Source organism: Verrucomicrobiia bacterium, assembly GCA_036405135.1.
GTDB lineage: Bacteria > Verrucomicrobiota > Verrucomicrobiia > Limisphaerales > JAEYXS01 > JAEYXS01.
Genome location: DASWYF010000048.1, coordinates 223325 through 239222, shown reverse-complemented (window position 1 = coordinate 239222; position 15898 = coordinate 223325). Strand labels below are relative to the sequence as shown.

At 56.2% G+C, this 15898-nt stretch carries 11 protein-coding genes; 5 read left to right on the top strand and 6 right to left on the bottom strand.

The window, feature by feature from the left end:
* Positions 1-7: 7 nt before the first annotated feature.
* Genes VGH19_22815 through VGH19_22805 form a run of 3 tightly spaced genes read right to left on the bottom strand, consistent with a single transcriptional unit; the run spans position 8 to position 2625 of the window.
* Entirely contained in the window at positions 8-796 is a 789-nt protein-coding gene (locus VGH19_22815) for a metal ABC transporter ATP-binding protein (protein HEY1174216.1), read from the bottom strand.
* A gap of 2 nt (positions 797-798) precedes the next feature.
* A complete protein-coding gene (locus VGH19_22810) occupies positions 799-1665 on the bottom strand; it encodes a transporter (GenBank protein HEY1174215.1) in 867 nt (288 codons plus the stop codon).
* A 33-nt stretch (positions 1666-1698) separates the two neighbouring features.
* A complete protein-coding gene (locus VGH19_22805; GenBank protein HEY1174214.1) occupies positions 1699-2625 on the bottom strand; it encodes a zinc ABC transporter substrate-binding protein in 927 nt (308 codons plus the stop codon).
* Positions 2626-2829: 204 nt separating this feature from the next.
* Between VGH19_22805 and VGH19_22800 the strand changes: the two genes are divergently transcribed.
* The 5 genes from VGH19_22800 (at position 2830) to VGH19_22780 (ending at position 11563) form a co-directional block, all read left to right on the top strand.
* Positions 2830-3249, top strand: coding sequence for a DUF2750 domain-containing protein (locus VGH19_22800; GenBank protein ID HEY1174213.1), 420 nt, complete (start codon positions 2830-2832; stop codon positions 3247-3249).
* Between the two features lie 57 nt (positions 3250-3306).
* Positions 3307-3663 (top strand): DUF971 domain-containing protein, encoded by a 357-nt coding sequence (locus VGH19_22795; GenBank protein HEY1174212.1) that lies wholly within the window; start codon positions 3307-3309, stop codon positions 3661-3663.
* Positions 3660-4508 carry a heme-dependent oxidative N-demethylase subunit alpha family protein gene (locus tag VGH19_22790; GenBank protein ID HEY1174211.1) on the top strand — a complete coding sequence of 283 codons (849 nt, stop codon included), beginning with the start codon at positions 3660-3662 and terminating at the stop codon, positions 4506-4508. The genes VGH19_22795 and VGH19_22790 overlap by 4 nt, the downstream gene beginning before the upstream one ends.
* A 109-nt stretch (positions 4509-4617) precedes the next feature.
* Complete coding sequence (locus VGH19_22785) at positions 4618-5166, top strand: hypothetical protein (GenBank protein HEY1174210.1); 549 nt, start codon at positions 4618-4620, stop codon at positions 5164-5166.
* A gap of 292 nt (positions 5167-5458) precedes the next feature.
* On the top strand, positions 5459-11563 hold the full coding sequence (locus VGH19_22780) for an alpha-2-macroglobulin family protein (protein ID HEY1174209.1): 6105 nt from the start codon (positions 5459-5461) through the stop codon (positions 11561-11563).
* A gap of 16 nt (positions 11564-11579) precedes the next feature.
* Here VGH19_22780 and VGH19_22775 read toward each other — a convergent pair whose 3' ends face one another.
* From VGH19_22775 to VGH19_22765, 3 genes are all read right to left on the bottom strand, one after another.
* Complete coding sequence (locus VGH19_22775; GenBank protein HEY1174208.1) at positions 11580-12965, bottom strand: hypothetical protein; 1386 nt, start codon at positions 12963-12965, stop codon at positions 11580-11582.
* Positions 12966-13098: 133 nt separating this feature from the next.
* The gene (locus VGH19_22770; GenBank protein ID HEY1174207.1) at positions 13099-14595 is read right to left on the bottom strand and encodes a sigma-54 dependent transcriptional regulator; all 1497 of its coding nucleotides are present in this window, start codon (positions 14593-14595) and stop codon (positions 13099-13101) included.
* A gap of 78 nt (positions 14596-14673) precedes the next feature.
* Positions 14674-15885: a type II secretion system F family protein gene (locus VGH19_22765; GenBank protein HEY1174206.1), complete on the bottom strand. Its 1212-nt coding sequence runs from the start codon at positions 15883-15885 to the stop codon at positions 14674-14676.
* Between the last annotated feature and the right edge of the window lie 13 nt (positions 15886-15898).

Here is a 15898-nt window from a genome sequence, read left to right as displayed (position 1 = left end):
AACACCTTTAAGTCTTTTGCCGCACGGCATCGGCGACTTCGGCCAGAATCGTCAGCCGTCCGCCATAAGTCTTCTGCAGCAACTCGTAAGTGAAGACTTCTTCCGTCGGTCCGAAAGCCACCACACGCATGTTCAGCAGCAAGAGCATATCGAAGTAATTGCGCGCGGTCGGGAGATCATGATGGACCACGAGCAGGGTCTTGCCCTTGGACTTCAATTCATGCAGCAGCTCGATAATCGCCGCTTCCGTCGCGGCATCGACGCCCGCGAACGGTTCATCCATGAAATACAGGTCCGCCTCTTGCGCGAGCGCCCGGGCGAGGAAGACGCGCTGTTGTTGGCCACCACTGAGATTCGCGATCTGCCGGTTCGCATATGGCAGCATCTTCACCTTGTCGAGACATGCCTTGGCCACATCGTAGTCGTGCTTCGTTGGGCGTTGGAAGACACCGAGATGTCCGTAGCGCCCCATCAGCACCACATCCATCACGTTCACGGGAAAATCCCAATCCACCGATTCGCGCTGTGGCACATAACCCACGCGCCGGAAGTTTTCCTTGAGTGGTGTGCCGAACACCTTCACCCAGCCGCTGCTGATGGGCAGCAGGCCCATCGCCGCCTTGATAAGCGTGGATTTCCCTGCGCCATTCGGTCCCACGATGCCTACGAGATTGCCCTTCGGCACCGTGACATCCACGCCCCACAGCACGGGTTTCTTCTGGTAAGCGACCGTAAGATCGTGAACCTCCAGCGGAGCGGGTTCGCCAATAGGCGAGGTTGGATTATTCGCATTCATCTTCAGAAACGCCACGAGATGCCCATGAACGGGTTGATATCCGGCGCAGACCGGGTGACACCGAAATTCACACCGGCATCCAACTGGATATCCTCAGTGAGCCCATAGGTCAAACCGGCGTTCACCGTGGCCATCCACGGCGTGGGTGATTCCGTGCTGCTCGCGCTGAAGAATTCCACATAACCACCCAAGTCACCCACGATGCTATGGCCGAACGTGATCGTCTGGATGACATCCAGATGATGACCGCTCCCCGCGCCATCACGCAGTATGTCGAACTCCAGCATCGCCCCCATGCTCCAACCGCCGGGCAACTCCATGCCGAAGGGTAAGATTAATCCGCCTTCCACCGAGTTATTGCCCAAGCCTGTCGCCGCCGTGGGAAACTTCACGAACGGCATCACCGCGAACGCCGTCTTACCGCCGTCATTGCCCCAGAGATTGTACTTCATCCGCACCGTCAGATCGCCAAAGCCCTGATCGCGCGTGATCGTGCTCGTGGAGAAATCATGCGAGCGGATGCGATTATAGATCGGCACCACGAAGTGCAGATCCAGATTGTGCAGTAGGCCCGCCTTCGCATTCACAGCGGCAAAGCTGTGCGCTTCATCCTGCGTATCCGCATGTGAAGAATTGTGCCGGTCATAACTGTAATTCCACAGATCCGTCTCGAACTGAAAACGCCCCGCATCCACCGTGTAAGGGCTTTCCGTCAGGTCCGGCCGGTCCGTGGAGATCTCTCGCATGAACTCACGCGGCGTGGCATTGAAGAGGTGATATTGTGTCTTGTCTGCGGGAGCAGGTTCAGCGGCAGAAGCAAAGGTAGTCGCCAAGCAGACAAGTCCAAGAGACACGTAGGGTGTTTTCATCTTTATGAACGGGGAGTAGTTTCTGAATGGGCCTTACTTCAACGCCTCCACGATGGTCGTGAGGTTGTGCTTGATCATGCCCTCATACGTGCCGAGGTCATAACCATGCTCCATCTGGCCCGGCGTGCCCATCGCGTCGGAGAACAGCTCACCACCGATCTTCGCACCGGAATCCTTGCTGATACGTTGGATCGCATTCGGCGGCACACTGGATTCCACGAAGATGGCCTTCACCTGCTTCTGCTTGATGAAATCCACCAGCTTCACCATGTCCGCGAGGCCCGCCTCAGTGACCGTGGAGATGCCTTGCAGGCCCACCACTTTGAAACCATAGGCGCGTCCGAAATAATTGTAAGCATCATGGCTCGTGATGAGGATGCGTTTCTCCGCGGGCAGCTCATTCGCCTTCTTCACCGCCCATTGATGCAGCTCCTGTAATTTCTTACGCAGCTCCGCACCACGCTTCTCGTAATCGGCTTTGCCCGCCGGATCAGCTGCCACGAGGCCTTTCGTCACCGTTGCGGCGCATTGCTCCCAGAGCGGCACTTCAAACCAAACGTGTGGATCGTAATGCCCCTCGAACTCTGCCGGCTGGAGCAACTGATTCTTGGGAATGTCGGCGGATGCTGCGTAGATGTGTTTGCGCGAACGGCTCATCTTGTCGAAGAGATCCTGCATCTTCCCTTCCAGCATCAGGCCGTTGTAGAAAATGACGTCTGCCCGTTGCAGCTTGGCGACGTCCGCCGCCGTGGCCTTGTAGAGATGCGGGTCCACGCCCGGCCCCATCAACTCCTGCACCTCGATGCGACTGCCGCCGATCTGCTTCACCAGATCGGAGATCATTGTCACGGTGGTGACCACTTTCAGTTTTTTCTCGGCCGCCTGTGCAGGGCTAAGTCCCGTTAGCAAGAAAGCTGCACCAGCCAAACTCAACAACCACGTCCGCAAAGTCATTTTCATAGTCCTAGCTCAAGTTAAACCATCCAAATGTTAGGCATACCTATAAATCACTTTTGGTTAGTGTCAACTATTAAAGTTAGGAAAGGCTAACTTGATAATAGGACGGGGTTCATTTGTAACCGCTTCTAGGCATTGAACTGCCCAGCTCGTCTTTCTATCTTTCGTCCGGAACTTCACGTCGGATGTGCGGTTCCAAGCAATTTTATGACGCAAGACAACGACGACGCCCATCAGGCCAGCTACGACCGCTTCATCCAGCAAACCATTACGCGAGGTGAGGCTTGGCTTCTTTCGAGTCCAGCCGGGACCGGCGTGTGCGAGTCAGAACAATTTGAGGACACGGATGTCATCCTCTTCTTTTCCCATGTGGCCGATGCCCGGCAAGTGCAGGCCAAGATGTTCCCCGATCAGAAGCCGGAGAAAGTGGCGCTCTTCGACCTGCTCTTCCGCTGGTTGCCCGGCATGGAAAAGGACGACGTGCTCGCCGGTCCTAACTGGACCGATGAACTGATCGGCTTGGAAATGGAGCCGGGTGAATTGCGGGAAGAGCTGCTGGATAATTTGACCCCAAAGCAAGAGGCCGATTTCACCGCCCGCTTGCGCCCTCAGAAAAAGCGCCCGTAACGTTGCGTTCGTTTTTACGCTTTCGACATTCCTCGCCGTCCAGTTTACGTTTCCATTATGCGACCGTTGGATATACAGCAGATCGGTGATGAACTGGCCATCAAATGGGATGACCAGAGCGAGAGCTTTGTGAAACTGGAGAAGCTCCGCCGCCTCTGCCCTTGCGCCGGTTGCAATGGGGAAAAGGACATCTTCGGGAAGGTTTACAAAAATCCCACGAAGCCTTACTCCGCCAAGTCTTTCCAACTCGTCCGGCTCGCTTACGTGGGAGGCTATGCCCTCCAACCGCATTGGGCGGATGGTCATGGCTCTGGCCTCTATGCCTATGATTACCTGAAGCGCGTCGCTGAGGCGGATGACAAGGATGATGCCGCCGCGAACCCCGCCATCACGCCGCAACCGCCAACTGCTTGAGCGAAACCCTCCCCCAGCCTGAACGCGACTGGTCGGAACTTTTCCCCGACCAGGATTACCGTTTCTCCATGGGTTTGAAGCAGGGTGATCCGGCAAAGTTCTTTTCTCCCAGCCACGAATATCAGGCAGCCATCGCCGAGCGCCGCCAATGGCTCGCCTCAGGTGCAGAACGCTATGCGGCCCTGTTCACCGATGGTATTCCGCTCCTCGCAGAAACACGTTCTCTTGCGCAGAAGTGGCACACGCTGCCTGAATTCTTGCCTCCTCAAGATGACGATCCTGCCGCTGCTTGGGATAATCTTATGGCACTGGGGAGGAATTGGGAAACGGACTTCCTCTTGCTAAAAATTGAGGGCTACCAGGTTCCCAAGCTGGTTGGGGGTTGTGTGTGTTTCCCTTCTTCGTGGAACTTGGAAGAGAAGATGGGCCGTCGCATTGATTTCATCCACGAAGCCGTGCCGGGACTGAATGCCTCCATGGGCCGTTCCATCGGCACGTTTCTGAACAAGCTGCGGCCTGACGTCGCGTGGTTGCGGGCGAATTGGGGCTTGGCTGCCACGGGTGAACGTAATCTGCATCCCGCTCGCGGCATGGCTCGTTTGCGCGGACCATTGACGCTGGATGAAGTATGGCTGCGCATCGAGGATCAGGCGCTGGTAGCACTGCCGGGAAATGATGGCGTCCTCTTCGGTATCCGCCTGACCACGCATCCATTGCGGTCCGTAGTCCAGAATCCAATCGCCAAACAGGGACTATCCCGGGCCCTGCGGACAATGCCTCTGGAGATGATCGAGTATAAGGGATTGAGTGCAGCGCGGGAGAGTTTGATCACGATGGTAGCGTAAAAATCATGTGCCGCAGCAACGGCCTTTAGCGATTCAGATGCAGGGAGATCTCTGTTTTCCAGAACGGTTGGAGCGGGAGCATTCTTTTTCTTTTCCCGTCAAATCTACCATGAGCGCGAGATTTGATGTGAATGCCTTGAAGATCGCCTCCCCTTGTCCGGCGCGTTGGGAGGACATGGCGGGGGATGATCGCGCCCGCTTCTGCAAACAGTGCCAGAAGCATGTTTACAACTTTTCCAGCATGACGACCAAGGAGGTGGAAGTGCTGATCGAGGGAACGGGAGGCAAGGTATGTGGGCGGATGTATCGAAGGGCGGATGGGATGGTTTTGACGACGGATTGTCCGACAGGAGAGGCGGTCGTGAAACGGAAACGGTTGCAATGGGCGGCAAGCGTTTTTGCGAGTATCGCCTTGCTGGGAACCGCGTTATGGAAGCTAGGCAAGGAGCCAGAAGGGACGCAAGGACCAGTTTTCACCGCCATTCAACAGCAATGGTATTCGCTGAAAGTGAAGCTGGGGTGGGCACAACCGCCTATCATGTTGGGTGAGATCATGGCTCCGATCGGACCGTCACCGATCATGAACAATAATCCTTCCGGAAGTTTTCCAGTTATTCCGCCCTCACCGCCACCGGTCAATGGCTCTGCGGTGCCTTAAATTTCGAGAAAGGATGAATTTTGTCTCCATGGAGCTCACCGGCCGCACCGAAGGCTAACAGGTTAAGGAAAATGCCGCTAAGGTCACATCCATGAAAAATAGTGTGAGCGTAGTGGTGTACAGCGAGCGGAGTGATAGCGGTGGAATCGTTTAATGATAAAAATGTTAAAGGTAAGGCGGTTGAACGGGTGGAAAAGTCAGTTCCGCCTCTTCAACTCGGCGGCTACGAGATGGGAACTAAGGACGAATTTATATGCGAGTTAATGGAAAATCGGTTAGAATGGTTACTGTCATGAAAACGTTGCTGGCTTTGGCCATGGTGGCCTGCTTTACGGTATTCTCCCTGCATTCCCAAACGACTGCCGAGTATGCGCCGTTGAAAACGGAAGCGGAAAAGTTGTTCGCTGAGAAATCGTATGCGAAGGCGAACGAGGTTTATGCGAAAGCCAAAGCGTTGACGCTTTCGACGGCGGATACGCGATGGGTGGAGTTTCGCCTCGCGGACACGCAATGGCGTTCTGCGGCATCCACACAGCAAGCCGATACGACGAAGCAGGATCAGGCGCGACAGGCGCTCGAAGTGATGGTGCGTGACATCACGCGGGAGGAGGACAAGGACCAGACTTGGGCAGAGGTGAAGGAATCGCTCGGCGATTTCTGGTGGATGCGGAAGAACAGTGTGAACTGGCATCCGGGCTGGGCGAATTATCAACCGGCGCTCGAATGGTGGGCAGGCGCAAGGGATGTGAATCTGGCGCGTGAGCGTTACCTCGGCATCGTGCGCAAGGCAGCGAAGCCCGCGCAGGTGGATCGCTGGTACACGTACGGCTATTATGGAAATTATCTGCCGCTGAATGTCTTGGAGAATGCATTGAAGATCGCGCAGACGGATACCGACAAGGCGCAGTTCCGTTATCTCATCGCGATGACGTTGAAGAACCAGGGCGGCAGCTTTGAGCAACGTCAACGGGTGCCGGAGGAATTCGAGGCGGCGATCAAGTTCGGCAAAGGCAACGAGTGGTATGACGATGCGCTGTATCAATACGGTGAGTGGATGATGCATCAGGGCCGATTTGTTCCCACGGAGAACGGTAACTATCGACAGGAGCCGGATAACAAGAAAGCGCTGGAGATGTTCCGCAAGCTGGTGGCGGAGTTCACCAAAGGTGAGACGCGTTATTTCGAACAGGCGCAGCAACGGATCAACGAGATCACGGGTGTGCAATTGGGGCTAGGCATCTCGCATATCTTTCTGCCGGATTCCGAAGTGCAGTATTATCTGAACTGGCGGAATGTTAAGGAGATCGAGCTTTCGCTCTACCCGGTGAATCTCGCGAAGGATGTGCAGATGGCGGGGAATGAAGAGCGCCGCCAGAACTGGTTGCAATCCATCGAATTGAATGGTCGCGAAAAAGTTAAGACGTGGAAGCACGATACAAAAGACAAGGGCGACTACAATCCAGGCAACGCGCAACTCCGGTATGAAGGCAAGCTTCCGGCAGGTGCCTATGTGCTGGAAGCGAAAGCGGGTGGGAAATCCACCCGCGACATCGTGCTGGTGACAGATGCTTCCATCGTGTTGAAGACTTCAGGCAAGCAGGCGCTCGTTTATTTCTGCAATGCGCTGGATGGTTCCCCGCTGGTGAATGGCACGGTGAAAGTCTGGCAGCGTTTCCATGATGGTAATCGCTGGCAGTGGAGCCAGCACGACAAGGCGACAGATCAGGATGGTTTGGCTTTGTTCGAACTGAAGGATACAGCGAACAGTGTCGAAATCTATGTGGGTGCGGTGGCGAAGGACAGGCAGGCGTTCAGCTTGGGGAACAGTTATCGCTATGGACGCGGCGAACAACCATGGCGCGTGTATGCGTTCACTGATCGCCCGGCTTATCGTCCGAAGGAGCATGTGGAGTGGAAGATCATCGCGCGCCGTGACAATGGCTCCGTGTATTCTACCCCGGCGAATGAGACGATCTGGTATCGCATCGCGGGACCGGACAATGCGCTCTTGAAAGAAGGCGAGATCAAGCTGAACGAGTTCGGCAGTTACTCCGGCTCACTGGAGCTGACGGAATCCCTGCGCCTCGGTGAATATCGCGTGACGTTCCTAGAAAAGAACAAGAACAACTACATCGGTGAGGCCGCGTTGTTCCGCCTGGAAGAATACAAGCTGCCGGAATTCAAGGTGGCGGTGCAGACGCCGGAGGAGAATGGTCAGCGCAAGATCTTCCGTGTGGGTGAGCAGGTCGAGGCGAGCATCCAAGCGGATTATTACTTCGGCGGTGCAGTGGCGAATGCGAGCGTGGAGGTAGTGGTGTATCAGAATCCGTATTACTTCTTTAACCCGCAACCGCGTGAGTTCCCGTGGTTCTATGAGGACATGGATACGCAGCCGAACCATTGGGGCCGTGGCGGTCGCGGCCAGATCCTGAAACGCGAGACGCTCAAGACGGATGCGACGGGCAAGGCGATCGTGAAGTTCGAGACGCCCGCGAACAGCGGACAGGATTTCGAATATCAGATCGAGGCGCGCGTGATCGATGCCTCACGTCGCGAGATCGTGGGCAATGGCACCGTGCGCGTGACGCGCCAGCGTTATTACCTCACAGCGAAACCAGATCGGCAGGTCATCGCGCCGAAAGATCAGACGAAGGTGGAAATCACCGCGCTGGATGCGAACAATAATCCGGTGAAGACGGAAGGTGAAGTGAGTGTGACGCGCGAGTATTGGTGGGAGATCTGGCTGACGCCCGAGGGCAAGGAAGTGAAGGGTGATGACCTCAAGCGCATGAAAGCGCAGACTAGGATCTGGCCGCCGTTGCCCACACGTCCCGATCAGAAAGATTGGACACTGAAATTCCGCGGCTATGAACAGGAAGCGATCCTCAAGCAACCGCTCAAGACCGATGCGCAAGGCAAAGGTGAGTTCGCCTTCAAGGCGGAGAAGGAAGGGTATTATCGCATCGCCTATCTGACGAAGGATCAGGTGCCGAACCGTCTGCCGCAACCGATCAACGCGGAAACGCGCGTGTGGGTGGCGAGCAATGCGACGACGGATACGGGTTATCGCACGGGCGGCATCTCGGTGATTGTGGACAAGGACACCTTCCGCGTGGGCAATGAAGCTTCCGTGATGCTGGTGGCGAATGGTGAACGCCGCTTCGTGCTCTTCAGCATCGAAGGCGAACGGCTCGACAGCTATCGCCTCGTGCGGATGGATGGGCCGACGAAGATGCTACACATCCTCGTGGAAGAGAAGCACGTGCCGAACGTGTTCCTCAGCGCCGGCATGGTGCATGAGAAGCAATTCCACATGGATACACGCCAAGTCATCGTGCCACCCACGAAAAATTTCCTGACGGTGGATGTGAAGCCGGATCGTGAGCAGTATCAGGCACGCGAGAAAGGTTCTCTCAAGGTCACGACGAAGGATGACGCGGGTAAGCCGGTCAGTGCGGAGGTGTCCGTGGCGTTGGTGGATGAATCGGTCTATTACATCCAGGGTGATTACGCGGGTGATATGCGCCGGTTCTTCTACGGCACGAAGCGTCCGAACATCACGCAGAACCAGAGTACGTTTAATCAGAAGAGTTTTGTGAAACTGGTTGAAGGCGAGAACAAGCAACTCATCCCGGCAGAACAAGCGTTGCGCGAAGAAGCACGGCGTCAGGCCGGACGAGAGCGGGATGCCAGGAAGGATTATTATTCAGAGTCGGAAACGGTGGAGACTCAATCGGCAGGCGTAGGGGGAGGGGTGGCCCGTGGCGCCATTGCTATGGATTTTGCGGCAACACCCATGGCTGCAGCCGCACCAGCTCCAGCGATGGAGATGGCGAAATCTTCACGTAGTCTGGGCACAGCATTAAAAGCGGAAGGCAAGATGAAGCAGCAAGCCGCGAATGAACCGGTGGATGAACCTGCCGTGCAAGTGCGAAACGACTTCCGGTCCACCATTCTCTGGCAACCGACGGTAATCACAGATGCAAAGGGTGAAGCGACGGTGGAAGTAACGTATCCGGATTCCCTCACAGGTTGGAAAGCCACGGCGCGGGCGGTATCGAAGGGTAACCAGTTCGGTGGTGACGATGCGACGACGCGCACGAAGCAACCTCTCATCGTGCGTCTGCAAGCGCCGCGTTTCTTTGTGGTGGGCGATGAAGTCGTGCTCTCTGCCGTGGTGAACAATAACACCAGCGAGGAGATGAGCGTGAAGGTGTCGTTAGATTCTACGTTTACCGGTACGACTGCTGAGGCGGATAAACGTCTGCCGGTTCCGTCGCTCACCTTTCAGGTGAGTGGAAATGATTACGGCGCGGCCAAAGCGGTCACGCTAAAGATTCCCGCGAACAGCGAAGCGCGGGCCGACTGGAAAGCCCGCGTGAACAAGGACGGCCCGATCAAGGTGAAGACGACGGCTATCGGTGGGAAGTATTCTGATGCGATGGAGAAAGAGTATGTGGTGCATGAGCACGGCATCGAGAAGTTCATCACCAAGGCGGGCAAGGTGCGTGGCAGCGAGATCACGCTGAAGCTCGACATTCCGAAGGAACGCAAACGCGAGACGACGGCGCTCACGGTTCAAGTCGCGCCGAGCATGGCGGTGACAATGCTCGATGCGTTGCCTTACCTGATCGATTATCCCTACGGCTGCACTGAGCAGACGATGAGCCGCTTCCTGCCTGCCGTGGTGACGGCGAAGACCTTGAAAGATCTCGGTCTGCAACCGGAGGATGTGATGGGCAAGGTGTTCGGTGGTATCGAGCAAGCGAACGTCGCAGCCACGCAGCCTAAGGGTAAGAAGAATCTCGAACGGCTGGATGACATGGTGAAGAGCGGTCTGGCACGGCTCTATGACTTCCAGCATGGCGATGGCGGTTGGGGCTGGTGGAAACAAGGTGAGAGCGATCGCTGGATGACGGCTTACGTCGTTTGGGGGCTGACACTCGCGAAGCAATCCGGCACGGAGATCAAAGCCGATGCCCTTTCACGTGGCGCATCGTATCTCGATAAGACGTTGGTGGAAGAAGAGGTGAATCCGGACATGCAGGCGTGGATGTTGCACGCGCTCGCGGTTTACATGAGCGCGGAGAAGACGGGCAAGGTATCGGCGTTCCAGCAAAAGGCGTTCGATAATCTGTGGAAGAAACGCGATGACTTGAACGCTTACACCCGCGCATTGTTCGCACTGTCCGCGCATCACCTTGGCAAGACGCCGGAGGCGAAGACGTTGATCGCGAATCTGGAGAACGGTGTGAAGAAGGATGATCGTCCGGACACGTCGCTCCTTGTCGCGGGCGTGCCTACGAATGCTGGTGTGATGGGCACGGCGCATTGGGGTGAAGATGGTGTCTGGTGGCGTTGGAGCGATGGTGGCGTGGAAGCGACGGCTTGGGGTTTGCGCGCCCTACTCACGATTGATCCGAAGAATAAATTGGTGGAACCCGTGAGCAACTGGCTCATCAAGAATCGTCGCGGTGCGCAATGGAGCAATACGCGTGATACCGCGATGGTCGTGCTGGCGATGAATGATTACCTGCGCGTGAGCGGCGAGTTGCAGCCGGAACTGGAATACGAGATCACCGTGAACGGCAAGAAGATCGCGGAACGCAAGGTGAGCGGTGCGGATGTGTTCAATGCACCGAGCCGCTTCGCAGTGCCCGCCACGCTCGTGAAAGATGGTGCGAATGATATCCGCATCAAGCGCAAGGGTGAAGGTTCCATCTACTTCGCGGCGGAAGCAAAGTTCTTCAGCTTGGAAGAGCCGATTCCGGCGGCGGGAAATGAGATTTTCGTGAAACGCGAATACTTCAAGCTCGTCGGTCGCCCGACGCTGCTGAAGGGTTATGTGTATGACAAGATGCCGTTGAAAGATGGTGAGAGTGTGAAGAGCGGCGAACGCATCGAGACGGTCATCACGGTGGAGACGAAGAACAATTACGAGTATCTGCTGTTTGAGGATTTGAAGCCCGCTGGTTTTGAGGCGGTGGAGATCCGCAGCGGGGAGTCTTTGTATGCGCGGGAGCTGAAGTCCGCAGCAGTGGAGCGGAAGCATGCGGCCGCCGAACCAGTGGCAAGTTCAAAGCTCAAAGTTCAAAGTTCAAAGGCGGCTGCGCCGGGGATCGCCGCACGCAGACCGGTGGTCACTCGTCCCTTGCCGCCACAAAATGACGATCACACCGGGCGTTCACGCTGGGTATATCAGGAACTGCGCGATCGCAAGGTGGCGCTGTTCATCGACAAGCTGCCGGAAGGCGTGTGGGAGATCCGCTACGACTTCCGTGCCGAAGCGCCGGGACAATTCCACGCGTTGCCCGTGCTGGGCCACGCGATGTATGTGCCGGAGATCCGCTGCAACGGCGCGGAGTTGCGCGTGACGGTCGTGGAGGATCAGAAATGATCCTGCCGCTCTGCCCTTATTGCGGCGAAGTGGCGATACGGTAGTATTTGTTGCCGCCGTTCGCCGGGGTATAAGTGCCCGTGCCCTGAGTGTCCGGCACATTGGTCCAAGTCACCAGGTCGGTGCTTTCTTGCAGTAAGCGATCGGCTTGGGCGGCCCAGTAAATTTGGAACTGGGAACCGTCGTAAAAGAATATGAGTCCGGATTCTTCGGGCGTGCCATTCGGAGGCGGGCTCTTCACACCGAAGATCATCTCTTGATGGGTTGACTCATCGGAGAGGGCGAAAAAAATGTCTAACGAGGAACTCAACTGGACGGTGGCCGTCTCGAACTCCTGGAGGAAGAACAGGTCTATGCTGCCAGCAGTGCTGACCGAAGTGATGGTGCCAGTTTCCGGGCCGTCAACGAATTGGGCGGTGAACGCACCGTCCTGACCGAACGTCATTTTCTCCGCAGCGATCTCGAATTCATTTTTCCCATTCAGATCCACCACGAAGCCGCTGTTCATTATCGGCGTCATCACGCCGGGAGCGCCCAGAAAACCCAGTTTCCAATGGCCCACCATGTCGCCTTCATCGGGTGTGGCGGAGGGTTGGCGCACAAACACCAGCAGTTCGTTGGATTTATTATCCGCGTGATGTTTGATCTGCATCATGACGGTTTTGCTGGCGTTGATGGAAAAAGTTTCCGTGAAAGGCCCTTCCTCATCGGCATTGATGTTCAGGCTCAATTCACCGTTGGAATAACTCGAATAACTGCCAGTGAACGCTCCATCTAGAAAACCAGCGAAAGTTCCCGAACTGCCTACGGTCAGATTTCCAGGAAAGGCGCTAAATTTATCGAGTCCGGTGACGCTCGTGGCAGGTTGGTTCGAAGGAAGGGATTTGATCTCGGAAGGTGTCTCAAAACCGAAACCGAGCCAGCCGCCTTCGAGATCGTTTGCGTTCACAGCGGCGGGTTCTTTCAAAAAGAACATGGCATCATGGACATCGCCTAGGGAGCGGTGGGAGATCATGAAATCCAGTGAGGCGTTGATGCTGGCTGCAATGGGAGCTTCCGTATCTCCAGTGACGCTGACGGTGACCTTGCCGTGGCTGGTAAAGGCCATGGTGCCGGTCAGGTTTTCCGGTGTTTCGCCATTGGAGGAGAAAGTGCCGGTAAAATTCCCACTGGAATCAACCGTCACTCGGCCCGAGCCATATTCAAACGTAGCCCCTTGGTTGATACCGGTGACGCGTCCATTGCCGTCCTTGAACATAGTAACGCTCGAAGGCGTGCTGAACAGGATGACCCGCCACGTTCCAGCAAGAGGCGAGCCGGTGGCACGGGCAGCGGGTACAGAAACCAGCGCCAAGAATATCAGCAACAAAAGACAACCATAGAAGCGAGTGCGCGTTTTCATAGACCGTGGACGGTTTGGGTTGGATACGACAACCGTGAATCCGTTCTACGCCTGACGAAGGGCAAACACAACCGGAGAAAATGTAATGGGCCAAATGAGTTCCGAAGCCGCCTGAATGGCTCTAGGAACGCTCTTAAGCGACTTCTTCCGCTTCCGCGAGCTTGCGGTAGAGCGTGGCGAGGCTGACTCCGAGCAGTTCCGCGGCTTTCTCCTTATCGTTGCCTGTGAAGGCCAGGACACGCTGGAGATAGGCCACTTCCTGCTCGCGCAGGAAGTTTTTCAAAGGATTGAAAGAGCCGGGGATGTTCGCCGCCGCAGGAACCGGCGCAGGCGTCGACAGAGCGCCCCCTGAAGGACCGACGGAACGGCCCGGAAGCTGGTTGCCACCTTCTGGCACGTTCACTTTGGCCAGGTGCGCTTCATCTCTGACATCCTCTGGTTCGTTAGGATCACCCAGTTTGTGCAGTTGCGGCGGCAAATCATCGAGCACGATCGTATCGCCTTCGCAAAGGGCCGAGGCGCGTTCGATGGCATTTTCCAACTCGCGCACGTTGCCCGGCCATTGATGGGCTATGAGGGCGGACATCGCCTTGCGTGTGAGCCGCAGCACATTGCCCGTGCGCGGAGAAACTTTCTGACGCAGGAAATGCCCAACGAGCAGCGGGATGTCATCCTGACGCTCCCGCAAGCTCGGTAACTGGATGGAGATGACGTTCAGGCGGTAATAGAGATCTTCACGGAACGTGCCGTCCTTGATCTTTTTTTCGAGAGGCTCATTCGTCGCCGCGACCACACGCACATTCACATACACGGGCGCGTTATCGCCTACACGACGCACTTCTTTTTCTTGAAGCACCCGCAGCAGGCGGCTTTGCAATGTCGGGGACATGGAGCCGATCTCATCGAGGAAGATCGTGCCGCCATCCGCTTCCATAAAGAGGCCCACCTTGTCATTGATAGCTCCGGTGAAGGCACCCTTGCGATGACCGAACAGTTCGGACTCGAGCAAGTTCTCCGGCAACGCACTGCAATTGATCGGGATGAACGGGGCGAACTGGCGCGTGCTATTAAAATGCAATGCGCGGGCCACAAGCTCTTTGCCTGTGCCACTCTCACCCAAGATCAACACCGTGCTGTCGGTAGAGGCCACGCGTTCCACCATCTTGAACACGCCCTGCATCTTGTCCGAATTGCCGATGATCTGGTTGAACTGGTACTTCTTCTTGAGCTGCTTGCGCAGATAGACGTTCTCGGAGATCGCCTGATTGTAGGAGAGGGCGCGTTGGATGCAGAGGCGCAGTTCATCCAGCTTGAAGGGCTTCTCAAGATAATCGTAAGCCCCCAGCTTCATCGCTTCCACAGCCGTATCGATGCTGCCGAAGCCGGTGATCATGATGACGCTCGCGGGTGGGTTTAGAGAACGTGCTTTCTTCAGTATCTCCAAACCGTGAGCGCGGGTGTTATCCAGATAGAGGTCGGTGATGACGAGCTCAGGGGCCACCTCGGCAAGCGCCTCGAGGGCAGCGTTGCCATTGGTGAAGGGGTGAACGTCGTGGCCCTCGGCGCGGAGCATTTCCGTCACCATCTGGACCATCGTCATTTCGTCGTCGACCAGGAGCACTTTCGCCATGCAAGAGACAGGGTAAAAAAGGAAGAACGGGCCAGCAAGCCCGTTCCCTTGATTAAAATTGCCGTATTTTAGCCGGGTTTACTTGCCTGGAGGATTGATGATGTCGCTCATCTTGAAGATGGGCATGAACATCGCGATCACCAGACCGCCGATCAGCACCCCCAGCACCACGATGAGCAAAGGCTCGATCAGGGAGGTCAAGCCGGCCAAAATCACTTCGATCTCTTCATCCAAAAAGTCGGCCACACGCTCAAGCATCTGGTCGATCTTGCCGGTCTGCTCACCGGCCGTCATCATGCGGATGATCATCGTCGGGAAGATGGGATGCTTGCCCAAAGCAGTCGAGATGCCCTCGCCGCGCTCAATGTCTGAGGCGGCGGTGCGGATGGCTTTTTCCATCTGCACGTGACCGGCGGTGTTCGCCACAATGTTCAATACCTCCAAAATCGGCACACCGGAACGGATCAACGAGGCGAACGTACGGGTGAAACGGGCCAAAACGATCTTATGAGCGATGTGACCGAAGACCGGCAGCTTGATACGCGTACGATCCCAGAAAGCACGACCCGGCGGGGTCTTGATATACCAGAACCAGCCATAAACAATCGCACCTACCGCCAGACCGATGACGAGGAACCATTGCTGGATGAACTCGCTCAGATCGATGACAAATTGTGTCGGAGCCGGCAGTTTCGCGCCGAAGCCGCTGAAGATCTCACCGAACACCGGTACGACCTTTACCAGCAAGAACACCGTGATGCCCACGGCCACCAGACTCACGATCGTCGGGTACATCATCGCCGACTTGATCTTCTTGTTCATGCGCTGGCGATTTTCCAAGAAAGTCGCCACACGGGACAAAATTTCAGCGAGCAAACCGCCCTTTTCACCGGCGTCCACCATGGAGACGAACAGGCGGTCAAAGGCCTTGGGATGCTTCTTGAGCGCTTCGGAGAAGTTATCGCCGCCTTCCACCCGGGTGCATACATCTTTGATGATATCACGCATCACCTTGTTGGAGGTCTGCTCGGCGAGTGCCTGGAGGGATTGCACCATTGCAAGACCGGCATCAATCATCGTGGCGAGCTGGCGGGTGAACATCACCACGTCCGCAAGACCTACGGAGCCGCCGGCCGTTTTGCCTTTCCGGGTTTTCTCGGTGATGCTGATGACCAGCATGTTACGGTTCAGCAACGCGGCTATCGCCGCCTGCTCGGAAGACGCATCGAGACTGCTGCGTATCTCCCGGCCGCTGTTCGCATCACGCGCAACGTAGGTAAAGGAAGGCATAATTCTCAGGCTG